The 25,823-nt window shown below is 57.2% G+C and carries 25 protein-coding genes; 15 read left to right on the top strand and 10 right to left on the bottom strand.

Going from position 1 to position 25,823, the window contains the following annotated elements:
* Positions 1 to 170: 170 nt before the first annotated feature.
* The 3 genes from ACWKWM_RS01245 to ACWKWM_RS01235 are packed head-to-tail and all read left to right on the top strand — an operon-like array spanning position 171 to position 3,842.
* Entirely contained in the window at positions 171 to 1,982 is a 1,812-nt protein-coding gene (locus tag ACWKWM_RS01245; protein ID WP_483844370.1) for a sensor histidine kinase, read from the top strand.
* Positions 1,979 to 3,358: a sigma-54-dependent transcriptional regulator gene (locus ACWKWM_RS01240; protein ID WP_483844369.1), complete on the top strand. Its 1,380-nt coding sequence runs from the start codon at positions 1,979 to 1,981 to the stop codon at positions 3,356 to 3,358. Before ACWKWM_RS01245 ends, ACWKWM_RS01240 begins: the two co-directional genes overlap by 4 nt.
* 16 nt (positions 3,359 to 3,374) lie before the next feature.
* Positions 3,375 to 3,842 (top strand): YiiD C-terminal domain-containing protein, encoded by a 468-nt coding sequence (locus ACWKWM_RS01235; protein ID WP_483844368.1) that lies wholly within the window; start codon positions 3,375 to 3,377, stop codon positions 3,840 to 3,842.
* Between the two features lie 101 nt (positions 3,843 to 3,943).
* On the opposite strand, the gene cysQ is transcribed toward ACWKWM_RS01235, so the two are convergent.
* Entirely contained in the window at positions 3,944 to 4,786 is an 843-nt protein-coding gene (gene cysQ / locus ACWKWM_RS01230) for a 3'(2'),5'-bisphosphate nucleotidase CysQ (RefSeq protein ID WP_483844367.1), read from the bottom strand.
* Complete coding sequence (gene nudE, locus ACWKWM_RS01225) at positions 4,783 to 5,349, bottom strand: ADP compounds hydrolase NudE (protein WP_483844366.1); 567 nt, start codon at positions 5,347 to 5,349, stop codon at positions 4,783 to 4,785. The genes cysQ and nudE overlap by 4 nt, the downstream gene beginning before the upstream one ends.
* 97 nt (positions 5,350 to 5,446) lie before the next feature.
* Here nudE and yrfG point away from each other — a divergent pair, with 97 nt between their 5' ends.
* A complete protein-coding gene (gene yrfG / locus ACWKWM_RS01220) occupies positions 5,447 to 6,109 on the top strand; it encodes a GMP/IMP nucleotidase (RefSeq protein ID WP_483844365.1) in 663 nt (220 codons plus the stop codon).
* 109 nt (positions 6,110 to 6,218) lie between these two features.
* Here the strand turns inward: yrfG and lysM are convergent, their stop codons facing one another.
* Positions 6,219 to 6,665, bottom strand: coding sequence for a peptidoglycan-binding protein LysM (gene lysM / locus ACWKWM_RS01215; RefSeq protein WP_483844364.1), 447 nt, complete (start codon positions 6,663 to 6,665; stop codon positions 6,219 to 6,221).
* Between the two features lie 163 nt (positions 6,666 to 6,828).
* On the opposite strand from lysM, the gene ACWKWM_RS01210 reads away from it, so the two are divergent.
* The 4 genes from ACWKWM_RS01210 (at position 6,829) to ACWKWM_RS01195 (ending at position 11,771) form a co-directional block, all read left to right on the top strand.
* Positions 6,829 to 7,716, top strand: coding sequence for a LysR family transcriptional regulator (locus ACWKWM_RS01210; RefSeq protein WP_483844363.1), 888 nt, complete (start codon positions 6,829 to 6,831; stop codon positions 7,714 to 7,716).
* A 94-nt stretch (positions 7,717 to 7,810) separates the two neighbouring features.
* A complete protein-coding gene (fdhD, locus tag ACWKWM_RS01205; protein WP_483844362.1) occupies positions 7,811 to 8,650 on the top strand; it encodes a formate dehydrogenase accessory sulfurtransferase FdhD in 840 nt (279 codons plus the stop codon).
* Between the two features lie 2 nt (positions 8,651 to 8,652).
* On the top strand, positions 8,653 to 10,983 hold the full coding sequence (locus ACWKWM_RS01200) for an FdhF/YdeP family oxidoreductase (RefSeq protein ID WP_483844594.1): 2,331 nt from the start codon (positions 8,653 to 8,655) through the stop codon (positions 10,981 to 10,983).
* Between the two features lie 311 nt (positions 10,984 to 11,294).
* On the top strand, positions 11,295 to 11,771 hold the full coding sequence (locus ACWKWM_RS01195; protein WP_483835031.1) for a glycine zipper domain-containing protein: 477 nt from the start codon (positions 11,295 to 11,297) through the stop codon (positions 11,769 to 11,771).
* Between the two features lie 63 nt (positions 11,772 to 11,834).
* Here the strand turns inward: ACWKWM_RS01195 and ACWKWM_RS01190 are convergent, their stop codons facing one another.
* Complete coding sequence (locus ACWKWM_RS01190; protein ID WP_483844361.1) at positions 11,835 to 12,260, bottom strand: acyl-CoA thioesterase; 426 nt, start codon at positions 12,258 to 12,260, stop codon at positions 11,835 to 11,837.
* Between the two features lie 197 nt (positions 12,261 to 12,457).
* On the opposite strand from ACWKWM_RS01190, the gene ACWKWM_RS01185 reads away from it, so the two are divergent.
* The gene (locus tag ACWKWM_RS01185; protein WP_483844360.1) at positions 12,458 to 13,591 is read left to right on the top strand and encodes a S8 family peptidase; all 1,134 of its coding nucleotides are present in this window, start codon (positions 12,458 to 12,460) and stop codon (positions 13,589 to 13,591) included.
* Between the two features lie 55 nt (positions 13,592 to 13,646).
* Here the strand turns inward: ACWKWM_RS01185 and ACWKWM_RS01180 are convergent, their stop codons facing one another.
* Positions 13,647 to 15,575, bottom strand: a complete 1,929-nt coding sequence (locus ACWKWM_RS01180) for a RecQ family ATP-dependent DNA helicase (RefSeq protein ID WP_483844359.1) — start codon at positions 15,573 to 15,575, stop codon at positions 13,647 to 13,649.
* Positions 15,576 to 15,896: 321 nt separating this feature from the next.
* Here ACWKWM_RS01180 and ACWKWM_RS01175 point away from each other — a divergent pair, with 321 nt between their 5' ends.
* The gene (locus tag ACWKWM_RS01175; protein ID WP_483844358.1) at positions 15,897 to 17,027 is read left to right on the top strand and encodes a hypothetical protein; all 1,131 of its coding nucleotides are present in this window, start codon (positions 15,897 to 15,899) and stop codon (positions 17,025 to 17,027) included.
* Positions 17,028 to 17,127: 100 nt separating this feature from the next.
* Complete coding sequence (locus ACWKWM_RS01170) at positions 17,128 to 18,036, top strand: hypothetical protein (protein ID WP_483844357.1); 909 nt, start codon at positions 17,128 to 17,130, stop codon at positions 18,034 to 18,036.
* Here ACWKWM_RS01170 and ACWKWM_RS01165 read toward each other — a convergent pair.
* From ACWKWM_RS01165 to hslO, 4 genes are all read right to left on the bottom strand, one after another.
* Entirely contained in the window at positions 18,033 to 18,365 is a 333-nt protein-coding gene (locus ACWKWM_RS01165) for a hypothetical protein (protein WP_483844356.1), read from the bottom strand. The two genes, ACWKWM_RS01170 and ACWKWM_RS01165, sit on opposite strands and share 4 nt — an antisense overlap.
* A 28-nt stretch (positions 18,366 to 18,393) precedes the next feature.
* Positions 18,394 to 19,236: an RNase A-like domain-containing protein gene (locus ACWKWM_RS01160; RefSeq protein ID WP_483844355.1), complete on the bottom strand. Its 843-nt coding sequence runs from the start codon at positions 19,234 to 19,236 to the stop codon at positions 18,394 to 18,396.
* Between the two features lie 213 nt (positions 19,237 to 19,449).
* Positions 19,450 to 20,991 (bottom strand): phosphoenolpyruvate carboxykinase, encoded by a 1,542-nt coding sequence (locus ACWKWM_RS01155; RefSeq protein WP_483844354.1) that lies wholly within the window; start codon positions 20,989 to 20,991, stop codon positions 19,450 to 19,452.
* A 194-nt stretch (positions 20,992 to 21,185) separates the two neighbouring features.
* Entirely contained in the window at positions 21,186 to 22,088 is a 903-nt protein-coding gene (gene hslO, locus ACWKWM_RS01150) for an Hsp33 family molecular chaperone HslO (protein ID WP_483844353.1), read from the bottom strand.
* Between the two features lie 97 nt (positions 22,089 to 22,185).
* Between hslO and ACWKWM_RS01145 the strand changes: the two genes are divergently transcribed.
* Positions 22,186 to 22,983: a phosphatase PAP2 family protein gene (locus ACWKWM_RS01145; protein ID WP_483844352.1), complete on the top strand. Its 798-nt coding sequence runs from the start codon at positions 22,186 to 22,188 to the stop codon at positions 22,981 to 22,983.
* A gap of 124 nt (positions 22,984 to 23,107) precedes the next feature.
* Here the strand turns inward: ACWKWM_RS01145 and ACWKWM_RS01140 are convergent, their stop codons facing one another.
* Positions 23,108 to 23,509, bottom strand: coding sequence for an RNA-binding S4 domain-containing protein (locus tag ACWKWM_RS01140; protein WP_483835041.1), 402 nt, complete (start codon positions 23,507 to 23,509; stop codon positions 23,108 to 23,110).
* A 123-nt stretch (positions 23,510 to 23,632) separates the two neighbouring features.
* Here ACWKWM_RS01140 and rimA point away from each other — a divergent pair, with 123 nt between their 5' ends.
* Genes rimA through rimK form a run of 3 tightly spaced genes read left to right on the top strand, consistent with a single transcriptional unit; the run spans position 23,633 to position 25,810 of the window.
* On the top strand, positions 23,633 to 24,409 hold the full coding sequence (rimA, locus tag ACWKWM_RS01135; RefSeq protein ID WP_483844351.1) for a S6 modification regulatory phosphodiesterase RimA: 777 nt from the start codon (positions 23,633 to 23,635) through the stop codon (positions 24,407 to 24,409).
* A gap of 16 nt (positions 24,410 to 24,425) precedes the next feature.
* The gene (gene rimB, locus ACWKWM_RS01130) at positions 24,426 to 24,908 is read left to right on the top strand and encodes a retropepsin-like aspartic endopeptidase RimB (protein WP_483835043.1); all 483 of its coding nucleotides are present in this window, start codon (positions 24,426 to 24,428) and stop codon (positions 24,906 to 24,908) included.
* Positions 24,905 to 25,810, top strand: a complete 906-nt coding sequence (rimK, locus tag ACWKWM_RS01125; RefSeq protein ID WP_268798963.1) for a 30S ribosomal protein S6--L-glutamate ligase — start codon at positions 24,905 to 24,907, stop codon at positions 25,808 to 25,810. Before rimB ends, rimK begins: the two co-directional genes overlap by 4 nt.
* Positions 25,811 to 25,823: the final 13 nt, after the last annotated feature.

The raw sequence follows: 25,823 nt of genomic DNA, 5'->3' as shown, positions 1-25,823 counted from the left end.
GCATAATGCGGTGACTGCCCGAGGACAACGGGCTCACCTGTTTGCGACCGCTTCGCGCTCGTTCGCGGACAGGTCCGCTCCCACATTGATTGCGTAAATCCTGTGGGAGCGGACCTGTCCGCGAAGACGTAGGTGCAGACACCGACGAATCAATCGGCGTAAGCGCAACGATGAACACCGCAACCCTCCCACGCCGCCCCCGCTGGCGCAGTCTCGCCTTGCTGGCGCTGATTCTCGCGCCGCTGTTGTGGCCGCTCGAACACCTCGCCGAGCGTTACTACCGCAACGAACTGCTGAGCCAGAATCGTCAGACCCTGGACCTCTACGTCGCCAACCTGCTGGGCACCCTGCACCGCTACGAAGTCATGCCGCAGATCCTCGGCGATATTCCTGCCCTGCGCGCCGCGCTGGCCAACCCTCAGGACAAACAGGCCCAAGACGCTGCCAACCGGCTGCTGATGACGACGGCGCAACAGACTGGCGCCGAAGTCATGTACCTGATGGCCCCCAACGGCGACACGCTCGCGGCCTCCAACTGGGACAAGCGCGACAGCTTCGTCGGGCGCAACTTCGCCTTCCGCCCCTATTTTAGCGATGCCATGGCCGGGCGCCTTGGGCGCTTCTTCGGTCTGGGCACAACATCCGCCAAGCGCGGTTACTTCTTCGGCGCGGCGGTGCGCGATGGCGATAACGTGCTCGGCGCGCTGGTGGTCAAGGTCGATCTGGACCACACCGAAACCCTGTGGGGCAAAACCCCGGAACAGCTGTTGGTCACCGACCACAACGGCGTCGTCATCCTGACCTCCAACCCCAACTGGCGATTCCGCGCGACCCGTCCGCTGAGTGAAGAGGAAAAACAGGCCATCGTCGCCAACCAGCCGTATCCCACTCGCGATCCGCGCCCCTTGCTGCTCGATGAGCCGAGCTGGCTGACCCAGACCCAGCAAATCGGCGAAACCGGCTGGAGCGTGAATATTCTGGCGCCTCGGGTGCTGGTCTCGCGTCCCGTGCGCACTGTGGTCGCCATCGGCGGCGCGACGTTAATGGTGCTGATGCTGTTGCTGGGTATCATGATGCAGCGCCGTCGTCACTATCTGGATCGCATCGCCTTCGAAGCCAAGGCCCGGCGCGAACTGGAGATCCGCGTGATCGAACGCACCAGCGATCTGGAAGGCGCAAACGGCCGGCTGCGTCAGGAAGTGCTCGAACGCGAGCACGCGCAGCAGGAGTTGTTCAGGGCGCAGGATGAGCTGGTGCAGGCCAGCAAGCTGTCGGCGTTGGGCACCATGTCGGCGAGCATCAGCCACGAACTCAATCAACCGCTGGCGGCGATTCGCAGTTACGCCGAGAACGCCGAAGTATTGCTTGATCACGAGCGCACCGAAGATGCGCGCGGCAACCTCAAGCTGATCAGCGAGCTGACCGGGCGCATGGCTTCAATCATTGCCCACCTGCGCGCTTTCGCCCGCCGCGATCGCCATGCGCCTGAAAGCGTGGCCCTGCAACCGGCGCTGGACGATGCACTGGCCTTGTTGGCCAAACGTCGTCGGGGCATGGAAGTGGAGCTGATCCGCGATCTGCCAGCTGCGACGCTATGGGTGCAGGCGGGCGAAACGCGACTGCGCCAGGTGCTCGGCAATCTGCTGGCGAACGCGCTGGATGCGCTCACTGAAAAGGGCCCGCCGCGCAAGTTGTGGATAAGTGCCGAGCGCATCGAGGATGGCGTCAATCTGTACATTCGCGACAACGGGCAGGGATTTTCCAAAGAAGCACTGGAACGCGCCCGCGAGCCGTTTTTCACCACCAAGACGCGCACCCAGGGCCTTGGCCTGGGCCTTGCGATCTGCGATACGCTGATGCGCGCGCTGGGCGGCGAGTTGCTGTTCGCCAATCATCCAGACGGCGGCGCATTGCTGACGTTGCGCATGCGCGCCGGCGCTTCGGGCGTCAACCTACAACCGTCAGAGGACTTATCTGCATGAGTACGGACACCGCCATCGACAGCCGGATTCAGGTTGTGCTGATCGACGACGACCCGCATCTGCGTCAGGCGCTGAGTCAGACCCTGGACCTCGCCGGATTGAAAATTCTGCCCCTGAGCGATGCCCAAGGTTTACCGGCACGCATCGAGCGCGACTGGCCCGGCGTGATCGTCAGCGACATCCGGATGCCGGGGATCGATGGCCTGGAACTGCTCAAACAGCTGCACGCTCAAGACCCCGACTTGCCGGTGTTGCTAATTACTGGCCACGGCGATGTTCCGCTCGCGGTCCAGGCCATGCGGGCGGGTGCTTACGACTTTCTGGAAAAACCGTTCGCCAGCGACGCGTTGCTCGACAGCGTACGCCGCGCCCTCGCCCTGCGCCGTCTGGTACTTGATAACCGCAGCTTGCGTCTGGCACTGAGTGATCGTCAGCAACTGAGCAATCGGCTGGTCGGGTTTTCGGCGCCGATTCAACGCCTGCGCGACCAGATCGGCGCGCTCGCAGCGACCAAGGCCGACGTGCTGATCCTGGGAGAAACTGGCGCTGGCAAAGAGGTCGTCGCACGGGCGCTGCACGATTTGTCCAATCGCCGAAACGGGCCGTTTGTGGCCATCAACGCTGGGGCTTTGGCCGAATCCGTGGTGGAAAGCGAGCTGTTCGGGCATGAGCCCGGAGCGTTTACCGGCGCGCAAAAACGTCGCATCGGCAAGTTCGAGTTCGCTAACGGCGGCACGTTGTTTCTCGATGAAATCGAAAGCATGAGCCTGGACGTGCAGGTCAAACTGCTGCGCCTGCTACAAGAGCGGGTGGTTGAGCGACTGGGCGGCAATCAGCAGATCGCGCTGGATATACGAGTAATTGCCGCCACCAAAGAAGACCTGCGCCAGGCCGCCGATCAAGGCCGCTTCCGCGCCGACTTGTACTACCGGCTCAACGTTGCGCCGCTGCGTATTCCGCCCCTGCGTGAGCGTGGCGAAGATCCGCTGGTGCTGTTCCAGCACTTTGCCGACGCCGCAAGTTTGCGTCACGGTTTGCCGCGCCACGAGTTGCAACCGGGGCATCGCGCGCTGCTGCTGCGTCACACCTGGCCCGGCAACGTGCGCGAGCTGCAAAACGCCGCCGAGCGGTTCGCCCTTGGTTTGGAGCTGGAGTTGGAAGGCAATCAGCAACCGGACTTGCCAAGCACTGGCGGTGGGCTCAGCGAGCAGGTCGAGAGTTTTGAGCGCTCGCTGATCGCCGCCGAACTGTCGCGCCCTCACAGCTCTGTGCGCAGTCTGGCCGAATCACTCGGGCTACCGCGTAAAACCTTGCACGACAAGCTGCGCAAGCACGGTCTGACCTTCAGCGGCGGGGGTCACGATGACGTCGAGTGATCAGGTGAAACGGTCCATGGACGACGGCGATTGCGCCCAGGCCAAGGCGCTGGAAGCGGTGCTGCATCGCGACATCCCGCTGACCCGCGACATGGGAATAAAAGTGCTTAGCTGGCACGACCACACATTGCGCCTGCACCTGCCGCTTGCGCCCAACGTGAACCACAAAAGCACGCTGTTCGGCGGCAGCCTGTATTGCGGCGCGGTGCTGGCGGGCTGGGGCTGGCTGCATGTGCGGCTCAAGGAGGCCGGCATCGACGACGGTCATATCGTGATTCAGGAAGGACAGATCAGCTATCCGCTGCCGGTAAAAACCGATGCTGTGGCGATATGCGACGCGCCGGATGAAGCGACGTGGAATCGGTTTTTGAGAATGTACGAGCGACGTGGACGAGCGCGGTTGACACTGGATACGCGGATCGTTGCACAGGATTCAGATAAATCGGCGGTGACGTTCAGCGGGCAGTTCGTGCTTCATCGATAAGCTCGCATATTTCCTGTAGGAGCCAACTTGTTGGCGATGCGGCTTACGTGGTGTATCAGCCAGAGCGCCTCGCGAACAAGTTCGCTCCTACAGGATCTGCATCAGTTTTTGGCTAATTCCAGCAGCGCATCGCGCCAAGGGGCTTTGGCCGGCAGTGCCAGGAAGAAGCCGTTGAGCAGAGATTCCCGGGGCGGATAGGTGAACACTTCCCCCGCCAGATCCAACACCACGCCGCCCGCGCCTTCCAGCACGCCTTGAGCCGCAGCCGTGTCCCATTGCGAGGTAGGCGCCAGACGCGGATAGCAATCGGCGGCGCCTTCGGCCAACAGGCAAAATTTCAACGAACTGCCGATATTGGTGAGCTGCAATGGCCCGACTGCCGAAGACAATCCGGCCAGCAGCTTCTCCTGCTCAGGACTGGAATGGCGGCGGCTGGCAACCACGGTAAACGTCTCGCCTGCGGCAGGCTCGGTACGTACATAAATAGGCGCCAGGTGTCCGGCAGCCTCACTGCGCCATGCGCCGAGGCCTTCTCCGCCGAAATAACAGCGATCGTTGGTCGGCATCGACACCACGCCGAACACCACCCGACCGTTTTCGATCAGTGCCACGTTCACGGTGAACTCTTCGCTGCCAGCAATGAACTCCTTGGTGCCGTCCAGTGGATCGACCAACCACCAGCGATCCCAGCCCGAACGTTGGCTCAGCGCAATGTCGGCATCTTCTTCGGAGAGAATGTGAATGTCAGGGGCGAGTAATTTGAGGCCGTCGATCAACACATGGTGCGCGGCCAGATCAGCCGCCGTGACCGGAGAATTGTCGGATTTTGAAGTGACTTCAACGCCATTGCGCCAGAACGGCAAAATGGCTTCACCCGCCCGACGGCACAAGTCCACAACCGGTGCCAACAAAGGATGCGGCAAGTGCGCGAACGCATCAGTCATGGCTGGAACACCCCGCGTTGGGTCAGCAGATCGCGCACCAGATACAGCGCCGCCAAAGCGCGACCTTCGGAAAATTGCGGGTGTTCGATCAAGCTCGACAGCTCGCGCAAATTGACCTTGTCCACCCGCATCGGCTCGGGTTCATCGCCTGGGAGTGTTTCTTCATATAAGTCGGTCGCCAGCACCACCTGGATTTTCTGGCTCATGTAGCCTGGAGACAATGACAGCTCAGTGAGCAGCTCCAGCTGATGTGCGCCGAAGCCTGCTTCCTCTTTAAGCTCTCGGTTAGCAGCGGCCAAAATGTCCTCGCCCGGCTCGATCAGGCCCTTGGGCAGGGACAACTCGTATTCGTCAGTGCCGCCGCAATACTCTTCAATCAATACCGCATGCTCATCATCAAGCATTGCCACGATCATCACCGCGCCGCATCCGTTGCCGCGCCCGACCAAACGTTCATAGACGCGTTCGACGCCATTGGAAAAGCGCAGTTGCACTTCTTCAACACGGAACAGGCGGCTGCTGGCGACGATTTCGCGGGCTAATACGGTGGGTTTCTGGCGCATGACGGGCTCCTTGGCGTGGACGGAGTACTATACCGTGGCTTTTGCGAATGTCTTTGTCGGATCTGCCGGCGCACTTTTTCACCGCTGAGAGTTTTTTATGCCTTCTTTGCCCTGGCGCGAGATCGACACCGTTCTGCTGGACATGGACGGCACGCTGCTCGACCTGCACTTCGACAACCACTTCTGGCTTGAGCACTTGCCGCAGCGCTACGCCGAACTGCACGGCGTCAGCCGAGCGATGGCCGAAATGGAGCTACTGCCGCTTTTCGAGAAGAACGCCGGCACGCTGAACTGGTACTGCACGGACTTCTGGAGCACCGAGCTGAAGCTTTCAGTGCGTGAACTCAAAGTCGAGATTGCCCATTTGATTGCCCTGCGTCCTGACGCCGAAACCTTTCTTGCGGCGCTTCAACACGCGGGCAAGCGGGTGATCATGATCACTAATGCACACCGCGATTCGCTGTCGCTGAAGATGGAGCGCATCGAACTTGCCCCCTATTTCGAGCGCCTGATCAGCTCCCATGACTACGGCTTCCCCAAGGAAAACCCGCAATTCTGGGATGCGCTGCACGCTGAGATAGATTTCGACCCGGCACGCAGTCTATTCATCGACGACACCTTGTCGATCCTGCGCAGCGCGGGGCGTTATGGCGTCAGGCATTTGCTGGCCGTGAGAGAGCCGGACAGCCGCAAAGGGCCGAAAAATACCGAGGAATTTGAGGCGGTGACGGATTATCAGGAGTTGATAGCGGGGCTTTGAATCGGATTGTCAGGACTACCGTCTTCACGACAGGTCCGCTCCCACAGATATCGATGCTGTTGCGGGAGCGGAACTGTCCGCGAAAGCGATTAAACAGGCGCTGGGGCCCTTATTCCGGAATACGCAGCACCTGACCCGGATAAATCTTGTTCACGTCTTTGAGCATCGGTTTGTTGGCGTCGAAGATCTTCTGATACTTGTTGGCATCGCCGTATACACGCTTGGAAATAGCACTCAGCGTGTCGCCCTTCTCGACAGTCACAAACTTGGCGGCAACTGCAGCAGGCGCGCCTGCGGCAATAGTGAGTTGATCATCCACACTGCCCACGCCCGCAATATTGCCCGCGGCGAGCACGATCTTTTCCTTTTCTTCCTGGCTTGCGACTTCACCGGTCAAAGTGATTTTGTCACCGTCGACGGTTGCCGAAACGTTGGGATTGCCCAACCCCACATCTGAAATGTGCTTCTTCAGGGATTCTTCAGCATTGGCATTGCCAGGCGTCAGAAGGTCGATGAGTTTTTCACCGGCTTCTTTCACAAAACTAAACAGACTCATGTCGTTTCTCCATTGTGGTTTTGATGTCCTAAGCAACAACCTTAGTCCGCTGACTTTGCCCGAACAGCACTTCCGACCAATGACCCCTACGCAAGGTTTCAAGCCATGCGACATCCGGTCGCGCTAGAATCGCGGCGCCTGCCTTGCACCCAATGGAGTGACGATGGACATCAAACAGCTGAAATTCCTGATTGCGCTCGATGAGACCCGTCATTTCGGGCAAGCCGCAGCGCGATGCCACATCACTCAGCCGACCCTCTCCATGCGCTTGCGCAGCCTTGAGGAAGAGCTCGACTTGCCGTTGGTCAATCGCGGTCAGCGCTTTGAGGGTTTCACAGCTCCAGGCGAGCGCGTACTGGCATGGGCGCGGACTGTACTGGCGGCCTACGATGGTTTGCTGGCTGAAGCCGCGGCGTGCAGGGGCCATCTGGTCGGGACATTGCGGCTGGGCGTGGTGCCGTTGTCGAGTTTCGATCCGTTGCCCTTGCTGCAAAGACTGCATACCGTTCATCCGAATATGCGCTTTGAACTGTCGTCCCTGAGCTCCGAGCAGATTCTCGACCAGCTGGCGAGCAATCGTCTGGATCTAGGCGTTTCTTATCTCGAGCGCCTGGATAACGACCGTTTCGATTCTCTGGAACTGGCCGAAACACGCATGGGCCTGATGTACGACCAGCGTCATTTCAGTTTCGGCGAAGCCCCAATAAGTTGGGAAAGCCTGATCGAACTGCCGCTCGGCATGCTCACCAGCGGTATGCATTTTCGTCAGTCCATCGACCACAACTTCCACAGCCGCGGTCTGCAACCCCAGCCGCTGATCCAGACCGATGCGGTGCATCAACTGATGCAGGCCGTCCACGGCGGATTCTGCTGCGCAATCATGCCACTGCAGGGCGGGCTCGAATCATTGACTGAACACCTGCGATTGCAGCCCATAGAGGATGCTCAAACGTTGGCTCGCCTTGGGCTGATCATGCGCCGTGCTGCGCCGCGCTCTGCACTGGCCGAGGCATGCTTTGCGCTATACCAGAAAATGATCGAGCTATCTTGATCGACGTCATCTATCGGCGCATCAGTACTAGCAATTAGACGCCATATGGTAACAAGCCTAGGCTAAAGGCCTGACAACTCTGCCGGTACTTCCCATGCACGCCAAGCGCACGGACAGCACGGCGCCCGCAAAAACCCTGCCCGCGCCCGCCGCAAGCCAGCCCTACAGCTACACCAACCTCGCGCGTGACGCCGAAGAGCCGGCCGATCTTGCCGAAGAAGTGGCGTTGGCCATCGCGTACAACGGCATCAGCCAGGCAGTAATGCTAGTCACTCCAACCGATCTCGAGGACTTCGTTGTGGGCTTTAGTCTGGGCAGTGGCCTCATCGCTTCTCCCGACGAAATCTATGACATCAAGCTCGGTGGCTGCGGGTCGGCGTTGACCGCTGAAGTAGAAATCGCCAATCGCGCCTTCTGGAACCTCAAGACTCAACGTCGCCAGATGGCTGGCACCAGCGGTTGCGGCCTGTGTGGCGTCGAAGCCGTTGAGCAGGCGCTGCCTGAACTGAACGTATTGCCCGGCGCCCCGCTCCCCCCTGTTCAATGGCTTGAAGGCCTGCGCCAGCGCATCAATGAATTCCAGCCACTGGGCATGCATTGCGGCGCCGTCCATGCCGCGGTGTTCATGAACGATGAAGGCGAATTACTCATGGGCCGCGAAGACATCGGCCGGCATAACGCCCTCGACAAACTGATCGGCGCGCTGATTCGCCAGAACATTCCTACGGCGGGCGGCCTGGCTATCGTCACCAGTCGTTGCAGTCTCGAACTGATTCAAAAAGTCCTGCGTGCAGGCATTCAAACCCTGGTCAGCCTGTCCTCGCCCACGGGCCTGGCGCTGCAATGGGCGCGTCGTCACAACCTCAATTTAATCCACCTGCCGCAGAAAAGTGCGCCGCGGGTTTACAGCCCTGCGATGGAGAATCCAGTTTGAGCATGCACAAACAAGCCGACAAAACCCCGATTCCGCGTTACAAGCCGTACAAAGGTCCGGCCGGTGGATGGGGCGCACTGATCAGCGTGACGCAGGCGTGGCTGACCAGCGACAACGCGCTGAAAAACCTGCGCATGATGCTCAAGACCAACCAGAACGGCGGTTTTGACTGCCCGGGTTGCGCATGGGGCGATTCGCCAGAAAGCGGCATGGTCAAGTTCTGCGAGAACGGCGCCAAGGCGGTGAACTGGGAGGCCACAAAGCGCCGCGTCGACCCGTCGTTTTTCAGCCGTTACAGCGTCAGCGCATTGCTGGAGCAAAGCGATTACTGGCTGGAATATCAGGGCCGCCTGACCGAGCCGATGACCTACGACGCCCAGACCGATCGCTACAAGCCGATCAGCTGGGACGATGCGTTCGCGCTGATCGCCAAACACCTGAACAACCTGCCAAGCCCGGACATGGCCGAGTTCTACACCTCAGGTCGGGCCAGCAACGAAGCTGCTTATTTGTACCAGCTGTTCGTTCGCGCTTACGGCACCAACAATTTCCCTGACTGCTCGAACATGTGCCACGAAGCCAGCGGCGTGGCGCTGTCGCAAAGCGTCGGTGTCGGCAAAGGCACTGTGACTTTCGATGATTTCGAACACGCCGACGCTATTTTCGTACTCGGTCAGAACCCCGGCACTAACCACCCGCGCATGCTTGAACCGCTGCGTGAAGCAGTGCAGCGTGGCGCGCAAGTGGTCTGCGTCAATCCGCTCAAAGAGCGCGGCCTGGAGCGCTTCCAGCACCCGCAACACCCGCTGGAAATGCTCAGCAATGGCTCCGAGCCCACCAACACCGCTTACTTCCGCCCGGCACTGGGCGGCGACATGGCACTGTTGCGCGGCATGGCCAAATTTTTGCTGCAGTGGGAACGTGAGGCCCAGGCGACCAATGCGCCGTCGGTGTTCGACCACGACTTCCTCAATGAGCACACCCAGGGCGTGCTCGATTACCTGGCCAAGATCGACGACACCACGTGGGAAGCGATCATCGAGCAGTCAGGTCTGCCGCTGGAAGATATCGAGCGCGCCGCGCGCATGTACGCAAAAGGCAAAAACGTGATCATGTGCTGGGCGATGGGGATCACCCAGCATCGCCATTCGGTACCGACCATCCAGGAAGTCGCCAACCTGATGCTGCTGCGCGGCAACATCGGCCGCCCTGGCGCAGGTCTTTGCCCGGTACGTGGCCACAGCAACGTGCAAGGCGACCGCACCATGGGCATCAACGAGCGCCCGCCGGTGTTCTTCCTCGACGCTCTGGAAAAACGTTTCCAGTTCAAAGTGCCACGCAGCAACGGGCATAACGTGGTCGAAGCGATTCACGCGATGCTGGAAGGTCGTTCGAAAGTCTTCATCGGTCTGGGTGGCAACTTTGCTCAGGCGACGCCGGACAGTCCACGCACTGCCGAAGCGCTGCGCAATTGCGACCTGACGGTGCAGATCAGCACCAAACTCAACCGCAGCCACCTGATGCACGGCAAAGACGCGTTGATCCTGCCGTGCTTCGGTCGTACCGATATCGACATTCAGGTCGAAGGTCCGCAGGCAGTCACTGTAGAAGACTCGTTCAGCATGGTTCACGCCTCCAACGGCCAGCTCAAACCACTGTCCCAGCAGATGCGCTCCGAGCCTGCGATCCTTGCAGGCATCGCCAACGCAACATTGGGCAAGCAGCCGGTGGACTGGTTGTGGCTGGTGGAAGACTACAGCCGCATTCGCGACCTGATCGCCGATACCATTCCGGGTTTCAAAGACTTCAACGAGAAGATCAAAAATCCGGGCGGCTTCTACCTCGGTAACTCGGCGGGCGTTCGTCGCTGGAACACGCCAAGTGCTCGTGCCAACTTCAAGCCGAACTTGCTGCCGGTGGATCTGGTGCACGAGGGCGTTCGCGCGACAGGGATCATTCCCGACCTGATCATGCAGTCGATGCGCTCACACGATCAGTACAACACCACCATTTATGGCTTGGACGACCGTTATCGTGGTGTGAAAGGTCAGCGTGACGTGATGTTCATGAACGAGGCTGACATTGTTCGCCTGGGCTTCGTGCCGGGGCAGAAGGCCGATATCGTGTCGATCTGGGGCGATGACATCGTGCGCCGCGTGAAGGGCTTTACCCTGCTTGCATTCGACATCCCTGCCGGGCAGGCTGCGGCGTATTACCCTGAGGTCAATCCGCTGGTGCCGCTGGAGAGCGTTGGCGAAGGCAGCAGCACGCCGACATCGAAGTTTGTCGCGATCAAGCTGGAGCGGCATGTTGAGGTGGCGCGGATTGTATGATTTGTACCGGGGATAACTTCTCTGTAGGAGCGGATTCATGCGCGAGCCGTAGGACCGTTTGGCTAACTTTGCTAGCCAGACGGGCCTCGCGAATAAATTCGCTCCTACAGGACTTGCCCCACAAAAAAGGCCCGAATCGCGTGATTCGGGCCTGTGTGAAGTAATCTAGGACTGTCGATTCCGGCCTTAGTTCCTCAACCAAAACAATAACTTAGCGTTTTGTATACAAGTCGTGCTACTCGTCGGATTTTGATTGTGACATTTCCTACATGATTGCAGGATCGCGCCGTCATCCCTACGAGAGTCCATACATGAAGTATTCCTCGATTCTGTTGTTGTCACTCACTCTGGCCACTGGTTTCGCTTCAGCTGGCGACAATGTGACTGCCGGTGTGGGCGGAGCATTGGGTGGGGTACTCGGTTCCGTTGTCGGCCAACAGATTGGCGGCAGCACAGGTTCGGCCATTGGTGCAGGTTTAGGTGGTGCAGCGGGTGGTGCGGTTGGCGCGAATCGCCGCAACCGTACTGAAGCAGCCCTTGGTGGTGGCCTGGGCGCAGCCGGCGGTAACGTCATCGGCCGCAGCGTTGGCGGCAGCACCGGTAGCCTGATCGGCGCCGCAGCCGGTGGTGGCGCAGGTGGCGCGCTGGGTAACTATATGGGCAACGAGAGCCGTCGTGATGACGACCGCAGCTATCGCGGTGATCGTCGCGATTACCGTAACGGCCATGGCCCACGCGGCCACGCCTACGGTCATCGCAAGAACCAACGTCATTGGCGTCACCGTTAATCCGTTACGCCCGTGATCAAGAGTTCAACCACTGGCCGCCCTGAAAAGCGGCCAGTGTTGTTTTCAGACCTGCAACAATGTCATAGCCCTTCTCAGCGCGTCGGGGATCGGCACTGGCTGATTCGAGGCGCGGTCCACGAAAACGTGTACGAATCGCCCCGCCGCGCAGGCGTCATCCTCACCCGATTTAAAAACCGCCAGTTCGTATTGCACTGAACTGTTGCCCAGCTTGGCGACCCGCAGACCAATTTCGATCAGATCGGGATAGGCAATTGACGCGAAGTAATCGCACGATGAGCTGACCACAAACCCCACCACCGCACCGTCATGAATATCCAGGCCGCCCCGCTCGATCAGGTAGGTATTCACGGCGCTGTCGAAGAAGCTGTAGTAAGTAACGTTGTTCACATGGCCGTAGATATCGTTGTCATGCCAGCGGGTGGTGATCGGCTGGAAGTGAACGTAGTCGGCGCGTTGCGTTGTACTCATTAATCACAAACCTTGCTCAAGCGGATGAGAGGTCGCTGCCGGGGACTCAAATGACCACCCCCTTCGTCAGTTGCGCAGCGCATAAAAAGATACATATCTACGACTCCAAAGCCTGATAAAGCCTGATAAAGCCTCGATACTGCCAGCCGACGACCATTACGCAGGAAGCGTAGTGGATTTACATCATGGAGCTGCGTATGTACAAATTTCCCCGGAACCGTCTCACACTGAAAGCCCCCGACACAAAACACCGCTTGGGCATTGCCACTTTGATTTTGCCGATGCTGCTCACGGGTTGCATCACACCCGCGAAGCAGGCCGACACTTCTCAAGACAACTGGAACATCACCGAGTTTGAAACCGATGAGTACAAGGCTCAAAAGGGTCTCGCCATCATCAAGGCTTCAACGCTTTACGCGCTCGGCGGTACGGGACAGGGAGTTACTGTCGCCGTTATAGACTCAGGCCTGAATACCGCTCTCCCGGAGTTTCGCGGCCGCATCGCTGATCCGGGGTATGACTTCATGCGCAATGTCCCCGGCACAATCGACGTGAAGGGCCACGGGACCGAAATGGCAGGCATCATCGCCGCCAATAAAGATGGTGAAGGTATCCACGGCGTCGCCTACGACTCACAAGTTATCCCGATGCGCTTCGGGGACAATGACGAACCCTTCTTCTTTGATAGCGAGATAGCTCAATCGTGGAAGCTCAGCTTCGACGCCGGAGCGCGAATCATCAGCAACTCCTGGGCAAACTCCATCCCAGCCACAGAAATTACCGAGGCGCGTTACAAGCAGGTGATGCCGGAGTCATTAGCAATGGCGCGTGAGCTGGTAAGTAACGGTGCGGTGTTTGTTTTCCCAACCGGAAACGAGCTCAAGCGACAGCCTCTGGCAGAGCCCGGCCTGCCCTTTGCCGTGAGTGAACTGGAAAAAGGCTGGCTGGCCGTTGTGGCGCTCAATAATGAGGGAACGCTGGTTACCGACAAGTCCAACTACTGCGCGGTCGCCGCGAAGTGGTGCATCGCCGCTCCGGGTGGAGATGGAGGCAAGGACCGCGGCCTTTTGACAACGGGCAAAGACGGAGCATTAACTGAAACTGCGGGCACCTCTCCGGCCACGGCCATGGTCAGCGGCGCACTGGCGGCGATGCAAAGTCTTTATCCCCAGGCCAGCCTTCAGCAGTTGCGCACGATCTTGCTGGCTACCGCTAACCGCAATGGCATGTTTGCCAATGAAGAAGCGTATGGCCAAGGCGTTCTGGATCTTGATGCGGCTGCGATCGAAGCGAAACAGCAATTCGCAACGCCTGAGGACAGCGACTCATAAGATTGCGCGCCCGAGCGTGGCTGTGATGATCGCGTCGCAGCCACAGCGAGCTGTATCAAACCTGGCTCTGGACCCACTCGCGCACCAACGCATACGGGTAATTCTCCAGCATCCCGAACCCAGTGATACTCCGGGCCTTAAGCTTGGTGAACATAGGCACGCTGATCCCGCACAGGAATCGGGTCAGGCATTCTGCGCTCGGCTCAAAGCCCTTGGCACTCGAATGCCTGGCAATAAACTCGCCGCACAGCCCTTGAAAATCCTGCGCTTCAAATGGCGCGAGCACAGGGGGCGCTGGCAATCGGGCGACGCGCCCTTCGCACACTGAACAATGCCCGCAATGCTCAGGCGACTGTTCATCGCCGAAATACCGGGCGAGCCGATGACTCAAGCATTGTTCGCTGCTGAACACATCCAGCATCGCGTGAACCCGTGCAACTTCAGTGCGCTCGTGGTGAGCAAAGTGCGCGTGCAATTCGCCACTCAGCGAGTCCAGATCAAAGTCTGTGTCGAGCAGGCTGTACACCTCCGTCATCTGCTTGCTTTCCAGCTCGATCCAGCCCTTCTCCTGAAAGTAATCCAGCGCAGTAACGACGCGCCCGCGATCAGCCTGGTACTGCTGAAACATCGCGTCAAAGTTTACTGTCGCCCAAGTACGCGCCTTGCTGGAGGTCTCCATCAGGGCCTGTACGAATTGTCGGCGTTCGCCCTCGAAACGCTGGACGATTTGCTCTGCGGTCAGCAGGAACTTGAATCGATACTCCGCAAAATAGGAATAGCGCGGCGCAATGATGCCGCGGAGTTCGAGCTGCACCAGCAGCGTTTTGAGGGGTAGCTGGCGAATGTTGCTCATGTCCGAAAGCGGCGTCAGCAGAAACTCCCACTGACCATCGCCTCGCGCATTGAGCACGTCCTCAAGTACGCGCCGTATGCCTTCAAGCTCAGGTGTGTCGCCGTACACAAAGTTTTCCAGCACATTCACGCTGTCACGATTGGCCAGCACCAAACACTCGGACGGCGCGCCGTCACGTCCTGCCCGGCCAATTTCCTGACTGTAATTTTCGATGGATTTGGGCAGATCGAAATGCACGACGTTGCGAATGTCACTCTTGTCGATGCCCATGCCGAAGGCGATGGTAGCGACGATGCAGTTAATCCTGCCGTCCATGAACTGACGCTGAATCGACTCGCGTTTATCGTGGACGAGTCCTGCGTGGTAGGCGTAAGCAGGAATGCCATTTTCAGAGAGATGCAGAGCAATAAATTCGGCAGTCTTTTGCAGTGTCACGTAGACGATGGCCGGTTGATTGGCTCGCTCGCCCAGCCACTGCACCAAACGCCGACGTTTATCGTGACCTGCCACCGGTTCCACCAGCAGTTTGAGGTTAGATCGATAAAATCCTGTAGTGACCACGTCCTCCGGCGCGATAGCAAATTTGCTCTGCATGTCTGCAATCACGTCCGGCGTAGCGGTGGCCGTCAGGAGCAATGCTTGCGGGATGTTGAATTCGCGCTGGTAGTCCGGCAATTTCAGATAGTCCGGGCGGAAATTATGTCCCCATTCGGAGATGCAGTGCGCTTCATCCACTACCAGTAAGGAAATGGGAATCTGGGTGATGAAATGCCGAAAACGCTCGTTCTTCAAACGCTCCACGGAAATCATCAGAATCTTCAGCTCACCGGAGCGTGCTCGGGACATGACATCAGCAACCTCGTCGCGATTTTGTGCCGAGTCGATGCTGGCCGCTGCTATACCGTGGCGCTGGAGAAACGCCAGTTGATCCTGGATCAGTGCCAGAAGCGGCGACACCACCAATGTCAGGTGCGGCAACAACAACGCGGGAAGTTGATAGCACAGGGACTTGCCGGAACCGGTTGGGAAAATCGCCGCCGCCGAACGTCCCGACAATACCGCGGCAATCGTGACCTCTTGCCCTGCGCGAAACTGCTGAAATCCAAAAACCTGCTCAAGGGTTTGATGCATATGCTGCCACTCCTTTGACCGCCAGAAAGAGCTGAAACCTTAACGCGGCGGGTCTGGGCTTCAACAGGCCAAAACCGTTACAGAAATGAAAGCAGGATACAGGTCAGCTGCAAAATTTACGTCTGAGTCTGCGATTAGACAAAGCGTTGGATCCTGTTGCTCCTTATGCAGTCTGTGCTTCTCGTCCACAAATGTCCTGAAACCCGCACTGGGAAGGGATGAGTATTTACCGCTTTTAAATATCAGGTAACAACAGCAGAACTAAACTAATAAAATATTCATGTAGCCTCATTCCTACCTTCAATGGAATGAGGATACATCATGAGTACTTTTACAGTTTTCTTTTGCGGCACCGGCTCCAACAAATACGACACCATCAACAAAGACTTCAAGAATGGCGAATTAATTTCAACATTGGCCGGTAACTGCCTGGGCAAAGAGTTCGCAGAATGGATAATTGTGGACGGGCCGGGCAGCGGTAATTTGCAAGCCGACGACTTATTTACCAAGTCCGAGGGTTATGGCATGAGTGGTACTGCGTTCGGCAAAGGCTGGCACGAAAACGTCCAACATGCGATCAACGTGATGAAAGGCAAGAGTCACTGGCAAAGAAGTAAACTCTCACAACAGGACTATGAACGACTGAAAAAGGCCGGAGTGCCTATTCAAGATGTTGAAGTGGCAGGCTCCTGGCTTTGGCGCACTTATGATTACGGTGATCGCAAGGTCAGCCAGCAAGAGCTTCAGGAGGGAATCATAAAAATGTTCCGCATTGACGGGCCTATTCCTACGCAGGTCAATCTGGTGGGCTGGAGTCGCGGCGGCATCAGCTGCCACATGCTGGCAAATGCCATGAGCGCAGACCCCGCTCTGCGTGGGGTCCCGGTCAATATCCTGGCAATTGATCCAGTGCCTGGCCCACTTAACTTCCAGCTGTGGAAGGTGCATCTTGGGTCCAACGTTAAAAAATACGTCGGGTTTTATGCCCGTGATGAGCGCTCAAAAGGGTTCGCTTGTGTGATTCCAAAAACCGATCCTAGCACCACCGTGAACCTGTACCCAATGCCTGGCCGCCACGCCACGCTGGTCGGAAACACTTCAGCGACCGGCGCATCGGGACCCGATGTCCTGCCCGAACCCGGCCAACTGACGCGCCACTATGCCGAAGTCTGTTTGACTCGGTGGGGTGTTTCGCTGAAGAACAAACTCGAATTGACGCCGGATAAAATCAGCGCCCTGCATAAAAGTATAGTGAAGCGGGAGAAGGAGTTCACCAACATGCATAAGCAGACTTATACTTTGATTACCGAGCACCGAAATGACGAACGCATCGTGAGTCATGGCGAAAAGGAAAAGGCATTTTCGACTATCGCGGGTGCGCCCCTGGCACCAAAGGAAGGCTTGGCGGCAACTTTGGCGAAAGGAGATGAGGCCTATAAAAACATCAAGTGAACAAATACGCTGATCATTGCTCCAACGCGAAACTTATTGCATAGTGCGACATACGGTTTCTTGTAATACCACATTTTGTGCGATTCGATGATTCACCGGTTTGACGGCTGACTTGATAGAACGACGCCGCGCCAAGAATTCAGCTCCAAAGCAATCGCCCCTGCTCAGGGGCGATTGCTATTATTTTGATGATTGTGCGAGCAACGCCTCATTTCTGCGGTCACATCTGCAACCAAACAGAAGCGCCTCCAGCCGCTCACTTATGGAAAAGCACATGACCCCCGCTGCCGCACGCCCGTTTTCTCGCCTGTTCATGCTGTTGCTCGCAGTTCTGCTCACTACGCTCTCCGGCTGTGGCAATGATGAAGCCCCTGAAGCCAGACGCGTCGGAGCCAATACAGACGGTCCGTTGAAAAAAATGTCGATCGACGTGATTGGCGATCTGAATCTGCATTACGAGGCGACAGGCGATGACGTCGCCGTCGGATTCCTTCCTGGGAAAGAGCCTGGCGCGAACTGGCTCACGCTTAGTGGTAATCAGATCAAAGATGGCGACAGCAACAGTGTCAGCATCGGCCCGATCCTTGGCTTTTCGTTTGAAAACCCTTCCCAACCTCATATCGAGCTGCTGTTTCAGGGCGGCCGCGTTGAGGTTTCCCACGGCGAAAGCAATGCGTCCTACGACACCGGCGCGTATTACCTGTACTTCGACAAAGACAAGACAGGTGCCAACAGCAACGTAAAACTCGATTTCAGCTCGGTGGAGAAATTGCATTCCGATAACAAGCTGCTGGTGCGCTATCGACTGATCGGGAGCTTCCAGTTCAACGCAGCCTCCGGCCCGGAACAACCCAACGAAGCCTGCTCCAAGGAGGCCGCGACCTACGCCGCCGAGCACGGCGAACGCCATCCGGGGTTTGACGCGAAACTGTGCGAAGCCAAAAGCGTGGTTGCCAAAGGAAGCTTTGATATCACACAGGACTTTCCGTCGACTGAGAATGCAGGCTAACGGGAGAAGAACTTTTTAATCCGCGCCTTGCGCTCTGCGTCGATTAAGGACAGGACGTTTGTCAGGAATACGTGTAGGTCGCCTTCGAAGTAGTCTTCTGGAAAACGCAATTCTTGATTAAACGGCTCGGAGTATATCAACCCGCTAGCAGTCATGTTTTTTTTGATATAGCTTTTTATCTGTCTTTTTAGAAAAAACACACTGACGATGCCATGGGTATCGAAGTATTCGCTGACTATCTCAGACAATTGAAGCGGAACATATATAACCCTCTCTTCATCCGACAAAAACTCACCCACTCCAGCTCCGACCTCGTACATAAACCCCATGAGCACTCCATAAATCATCGGCGACACCTCACTTAACTGGAAAAGCAGTAATAATGAAATAAGGCATATGATTGTAATCAGTCAGCTTGATAATCACGTGAACTTTTGACATTTCAATAACCTCATTGGGCGCATTTTTGGTGATACCCCAGCCGATCACCCTATTGAGATCAGTGATAAACTCAACCTGAGGCCGCTTTAGAAGAAATTTTACTTTTGAATACATTAAAATTTTTAATTTATTCTCATGGATTGCCTGACTTACTGCTAGCTCGGCAGTCGCGAGGTCAGGGAAAGTACTCGCTATATGGACTTTCCTCGACGCAAGACGTTGTTGCAGAAATTCCAACGCCTTGCCAACATGCTTAGCAATCGTATGACCACCACCCAGCTTTTTAGGCGCGTGCAACGGTATCTCACTCGTCACGACAGTCATTCTCCCCGCCCTTACGGAGGACACTCTGAATGCGTTGTACAGCGAAGCCGTCGAAAGCGGGACTGCGAACTCCATCGCCAGACCAATGACCTGACCCGCATCATTGGAGGCTCCGAATGACTTCGCGACAGAAGCCCCACCTTTGAACGCCAACGAATCGGTTTGCTTACCGGTAAGAATCTGCGTTGACGCAGCAGACAGTTGATCGGAAGCATGCACCCCCATAGCCACGCATCCGACCTTGCTTATCATGGTCGGCTCTGGAAGTGCACAAAGAACACCAGCACCTGCAAGCTCTACGATGCCTCCAACCAAACGCAAACTGCCAAATATGCGATTCGATCTTATCTCACCTTCAGATAACGAATCTTGAGTTAAGATCGCTGCCATTTGAGCAAAGCTTAGCGTGACGCGAAAGTCTTCGGTTTTATACATAGTGAACAGACCTGTCCCTGGAGTGACTTATAATTTTCAGCCGTCATACGTGCGACGATGCCGCGCAGGCTAAGGCTGAAAATCAGAAGCAACAAGACAGTTACAAGCGTTAGGGAAGCTTCGTACAAAAGAACAAGACAACTCCTATAACGTGAAATCCAAGACAATAAAAAACCGCCCCGAGGGGCGGTTTTCTTTCAACCAATCCGAATCTTACAACTTCGGACCCGCTGCTTTAATCGCGTCACTCACTTCGAACTTCTTGAAGTTCTCGGTGAACAAAGTCGCAAGCGCTTTGGCAGCTTCGTCGTAAGCCGCTTTGTCTGCCCAAGTGTTGCGTGGGTTAAGCAGTGCGGTGTCGACGCCCGGTACCGACTTCGGCACGTCAAGATTGACGGTGTCCAGGTGCTCGGTTTCGGTACCAATCAACGCGCCGCTCTGGATCGCTGCGATCACGCCGCGCGTGGTGGGAATGTTGAAACGTTTGCCAACTCCGTAGCCACCGCCAGTCCAGCCGGTGTTGACCAGATAGACCTTGGAGTTGAAGCCACGGATGCGCTTGATCAGCAGTTCAGCGTACTCACCAGCCGGACGCGGAAAGAACGGCGCGCCGAAGCAGGTGGAGAACGTGGACTTGATACCCGAGCCCGAACCCATCTCGGTGGAGCCAACCAGTGCGGTGTAACCCGACAGGAAGTGATACGCGGCTTGCTCTTCGCTGAGGATCGACACTGGCGGCAGCACGCCGGTCAGGTCGCACGTCAGGAAGATCACTGCGTTCGGCTCGCCACCGAGGTTTTTCGGAGCGCGCTTTTCGATCAGTTCACGCGGGTACGCGGCCCGGCTGTTCTGAGTCAGGCTGTCGTCGGCGTAATCCGCTTTTTTGTCAGCATCCAGAACGACGTTTTCCAGAACGGCGCCGTGCTGAATGGCTTTCCAGATGACGGGCTCGTTCTTCTCGGAGAGGTCGATGCACTTGGCATAGCAACCACCTTCGATGTTGAATACAACGCCTTCACCCCAGCCGTGTTCGTCGTCACCAATCAGGTAACGGCTCTCGTCTGCAGACAGTGTGGTTTTACCGGTGCCCGACAGACCGAAGAACAGTGTCACATCGCCGTCTTCGCCCATGTTGGCCGCGCAGTGCATTGGCAGGACGTCGTGAGCCGGGAGCAGGAAGTTCTGCACCGAGAACATGGCCTTCTTCATTTCGCCGGCGTAACGCATGCCTGCGATCAGCACTTTTTTGGCCGCGAAGTTGATGATCACCGTGCCGTCGGAATTGGTGCCGTCACGCTCAGGCTCGCAGACGAACCAAGGGGCGTTCATGACCTGCCATTCCTGCTTGGCGCCTTCGTTGTACTGTTCTGGATTGATGAACAGGCAACGACCGAACATGTTGTGCCACGCCGTCTCAGTGCTCATCTTGACCGGCAGGTAGTAAGCCGGATCCGAGCCTACATGCACGTGAGAAACAAAATGATCGCGCTCGCCCAGATAGGCCGCAACGCGATCCCACAAGGCGTCGAACTTGTCGGCTGGGAACTTGCGGTTGATCGGGCCCCAGGCAATGGCGGCCTGAGTGCTCGGCTCTTCAACGATGAAACGGTCGAGCGGTGAACGGCCAGTACGATGGCCAGTTTTCACGACGAGTGCGCCAGTATCGGCCAGCTCGCCTTCACCGCGATTCAGGGCTTCTTTCACCAGATCATCAATGCTGAGATCGGTATACACGGTGCTATTGGCTTGCGTCATGAGTGTCCCCGTCGGCTCAAAGGCCGAGTGCTCCAAACGTTTTGTAGTAAAAAAACAACCACTACTACAGCGAAAAGTGGGCCGGATTATGCCAGAAAACCCTAGAAAAGGTAGGGCCCTCCGGTCAGTAACTACATATGGGATTTGCCCGCCCTGATTGACACGAAACCGCCCACTCAGAGCGTGGCACTACCTCAATGACGGGTGTCTGAGGGTGAGTCCACGCCACCACCTGCGAACAGCTGCGCTACATCCGTGGAATCGAACAAATAGCGTTCGTTGCAGAACTGGCAGTCGATCTCGACTACGCCATTGTGCTCGATCACCAATTGCTGTGCATCTTCCAGACCAAGACTGACCAGAGCATTGGCAGAACGTTCGCGCGAGCAGCTGCAGCGGAATGTTAGCGGCTGACTGTCGAACATGCGCACCGGGTCTTCGTGGAACAGACGATGCAAGACGGTTTCGTTATCCAGACTCAATAACTCTTCAGCCGTCAGCGTGCTGGCAAGCGTCGTCACGTGCTGCCAACTCGCCTCGCGCTCTTGTGGGTCGGTGAGGCGCGCCGCTGGCAGTTGTTGGAGCAGCAGACCGCGAGCGCGCTTGCCGTCGGCATTGAGCCAGAAACGCGTCGGCAATTGCTCGGACATCACAAAGTAGGTCGACAGGCATTCCGACAGGTCCACGCCGTCCAGACCGACAATGCCCTGATAGCGTTTGCCCCGTCGCGGGTCCATGGTCATGGTCAAGTCACCGTCGGGCATCAACTGCTGAAGCGTAGCGCCGGGCACGATAAGGGATTCATCGTAACGGGCGATGCCGCGAATCTCACGTTCGCTGGAGCACTCGACCATCAGCAACGTCACCGGGCCAACGGAGCGCGCCTGCAGCACCAGCAAGCCATCGAACTTCAACGTACCAACGAGCAATGCGGCAGCGGCGAGGATCTCACCAAGCAATTGCGCGACCGGCTCGGGATAGGTGTGTTTGGCCAGCACTTCGGCGTAGCTGCGCTCCAGCGCAACGATTTCGCCACGAACGTCGCTCTCGTCAAATATGAAGCGCTGGGTGTAATCGGTGTCCGGAAAATCATGCATAGGGAAAGTATCTGAATTGATGACAAAGTAATGACAAGCGCTTATAAAGCGCCGTTTAGCACCTATTGGTGCACTGTCTAGCCGATGGGGGCATTTTATGGAGTATCCCGCGCTGTTCCAACCCAGGTGGAATTTCAGCCGTTTTGTACTGTGTAATCTGGTGGCGCTTGCGCTGCTGCTTGTGTGGATCTGGCCCACAGGTCATGCACTCTTCACCCAGTTCGATGAGTGGCTATTTCATCTGCTCAATCGTCCGCTGGAGCAGAACACAGTGTGGCTTTACATCTGGACTGTCGCCAGTATGCGTCCCTTCGACGCGGTGGTCGGCATCATCCTGCTGACGCTGCTGATCAAAGGCGATTGGGTGTTCCAGGCCGCACAGACCCGCTCGGCCATGATCGGGTTTGTCGTAACGCTGATCGTTCTGCTGATCATCCGTACGGTTTTCTCCAAAATTATCGATCACACATCGCTTCAGCATGACAGTGCATCAATGGTGATTCCTGACGCCATCAAGCTCAGCGAAATCTTCCCCGTCCTTGAAGACAAGTGGCAGCTCAAAGACCGTTCCAGCCAGAGCTTCCCGGGTGACCATGCGTCAGTGCTGTTGATCTGGGCTATGTTCATGACCGTTTTCAGCCGCACCGTCGGCCAGCGCATCATCATCTGGGCGCTGGCGCTGTTGTTCATGATGCCGCGCCTGGTGGCGGGCGCGCATTGGGGCCAGGACGATTACATCGGCGGCGTCATGATCGCATTGCTGGCACTGGGCTGGAGCTACTACACCCCGTTCGTTGCCAAGGCGACACCTTTGTTATTGAGGGCAACCGCGCCCATTTTCAAGCTGCTGGCGCGGGTGCCTCTGGTTGGAGGCTTGAGCATAGTGCGTGGTTAATCAGGGTTGCTGACATTGTGGGAGCGGAGTCGTCCGCGAAGAGGTCGGTGAATGCGGCACATCTCTTTCGCCCGACTAACCGCATTCGCGGACAGGTCCGCTCCCACAAATTTTCAATCGACTCTTAATCATCTGCCGAATGAAAATGAAATAACTGCCTGCGCTGTTTCTTGGTCGGTTTGCCGTCGGTGGTCACACCCAGGCTGCCAGCCTTGCGCTGTGCGGCGGCGTTCTCGCGCTTGGCGAGGCTTTCGGGGGTTTCGCTATAGAGCAATTGAGCCTCAGGCGCGCCACGCCGAACGATGGACAGTGCGAGAACAACGACTGTGCGCTCGTCGAATCCGGCACGTATCTGAAACTCATCTCCGACGCGCGGCTCCTTGCCGGGCTTGCAACGCTCGCCCCGACAATGCACCTTGCCGCTTTCGATAGCGGCTTTTGCCAAGGCACGCGTTTTAAAGAAGCGCGCAGCCCAGAGCCATTTATCCAAACGAACCTTGTCGTCTTCATCTGACTTTTGTGCCATCTGAATTCCTCGATTGAGTAATAGTCAGAAACTGTACTACGACACACCAATCACCCACCAATCCAAACCCTTGATTAGAATGCGCGCCAAGACCAATGGCGCCTGACTCATATGGAGTGCGACGTGACAGATTTCCCCACTTCTTTAACGTCGCCTGGCGGCTGCGCGGGATGTAAAACCAGTCCTGAACTGGATTTCGATTTTGCCTTTGCCTATCAGCCGATCGTAGACCTGCGAGACCGATCTGTTTTTGCCCACGAAGCCTTGGTGCGCGGCATAAGTGGCGAAGGCGCCATGTCAGTGCTGGCCCGGGTCAACGATCAGAATCGCTACCGGTTTGATCAACTGTGCCGCACCCGGGCAATCGCCACTGCCGCCGAGTTGGGCATGACCGCGCATCTGTCGATCAACTTTCTGCCCAATGCGGTGTACCGTCCCGAGTTGTGCATACGCAGCACGCTGGAAGCCGCTCGGGCGCATAACTTTCCTCTGGACCGGCTGATTTTCGAAACCGTCGAAAGCGAGCAACTGGACACCGCTCATCTCGCTCATATCCTGCGCGAGTACCGTGAGTACGGTTTCAAGACGGCCATCGACGATTTTGGCGCAGGCCACTCAGGCCTGACACTGCTCGCAGATTTCCAACCCGACCTGATCAAGCTGGACATGGCGCTGATACGCGATATTCATCGCGATCGCGTTCGTCAGGCTATCGTTCGTGGGGTTGTCACAATGTGTACCGAGTTGGGCGTTACAGTCATCGCCGAAGGCATCGAGCATGCCGAGGAACGGGACTTTCTCGCCGACTGCGGCATTTTTCTGATGCAGGGCTACTGGTTCGCCAAGCCTGCATTCAAGGCCTTGGCCCAGATTGATTCGGGTGTTTGGCAGACCGCGTGAAACGTACGGAACCGTATTGAAAACATTTGATCATTTGACAGTCATTGGCCTACGCGAATGGGTGGCGCTCCCTGACTTGGGGGTGGCTGGCCTGCGAGCGAAAATCGATACTGGCGCCAGCACTTCCAGCCTGCATGCGACGGAAATTGAACCCTTCGAACGCGACGGAGAGAAATGGGTGCGCTTCAACGCGCATCTCGGCACGATCGTCCAACTGCGCCATCGCCGATGCGAAGCGCAACTGGTAGCCATGAAAACCATAAAAAGCTCCAACGGCCATGCGCAGGTGCGCTATGTGATTCGTACCACGCTTGCGCTCGGTGATCGGGTCTGGCCGGTGGAGTTCACGCTGGCCTGCCGCAAAGCCATGCGTTATCGGCTGCTACTGGGTTCCAACGCTTTGATTGATGGCCAGTTGGTGGTCAATCCGGGCATTACATACGTTCAGGACAAGCCGGTATTCCCGGCCTCTAATTCCTCTGCCACAGGTGCTGCATGAAGATCGCTGTGCTTTCGCGAAACCCGCGTCTGTATTCAACCCGCCGTCTGGTCGAAGCTGGCATTGCCCGAGGCCATGAGGTGGTGGTGATCGATACCCTGCGCGCCTATATGAATATCGCCAGTCATAAGCCGCAGATTCACTATCGAGGAAAGCCACTGGAAGGCTTCGACGCGGTCATCCCGCGTATTGGTGCTTCCGTTACGTTTTACGGCTGCGCCGTATTGCGTCAGTTTGAAATGATGGGCGTTTTCCCGCTCAACGAATCCGTGGCGATTGCCCGTTCAAGGGACAAGTTGCGCTCGCTGCAATTGCTCTCGCGGCGCGGGATTGGTCTGCCGGTGACAGGCTTCGCTCACTCACCGGACGACATCCCAGACTTGATCCAGATGGTTAATGGCGCACCGCTGGTGATCAAAGTGCTGGAAGGTACTCAAGGCATCGGCGTGGTGCTGTGTGAAACCGCGACTGCGGCTGAATCGGTGATCGAAGCGTTCATGGGCCTCAAGCAGGACATCATGGTGCAGGAGTACATCAAGGAAGCTGGAGGCGCGGACATCCGTTGCTTCGTGGTCGGCGACAAGGTGATCGCATCGATGATGCGCCAGGCCAAGCCTGGTGAGTTTCGTTCCAACCTGCACCGGGGCGGGACGGCGAGCCTTATCAAGATCACGCCAGAAGAGCGCATGACTGCGATTCGCGCGGCGAAGGTCATGGGGTTGAGCGTTGCAGGCGTCGACATCCTGCGCTCCAATCACGGCCCGCTGGTGATGGAAGTGAACTCGTCGCCCGGCCTTGAAGGTATTGAAACGACAACCGGGAAAGACGTAGCCGGGATGATCATTCAATACATCGAGAAAAACGGCGGACCGCACATGACCAGGACAAAGGGAAAAGGCTGATAATTTTGTTGGA

The sequence above is a fragment of the Pseudomonas rosaeacicularis genome (genome assembly GCF_057128745.1).
The sequence above is the reverse complement of the archived record's forward strand: the minus strand, read 5'-3'. Positions and strand labels throughout refer to the sequence as shown.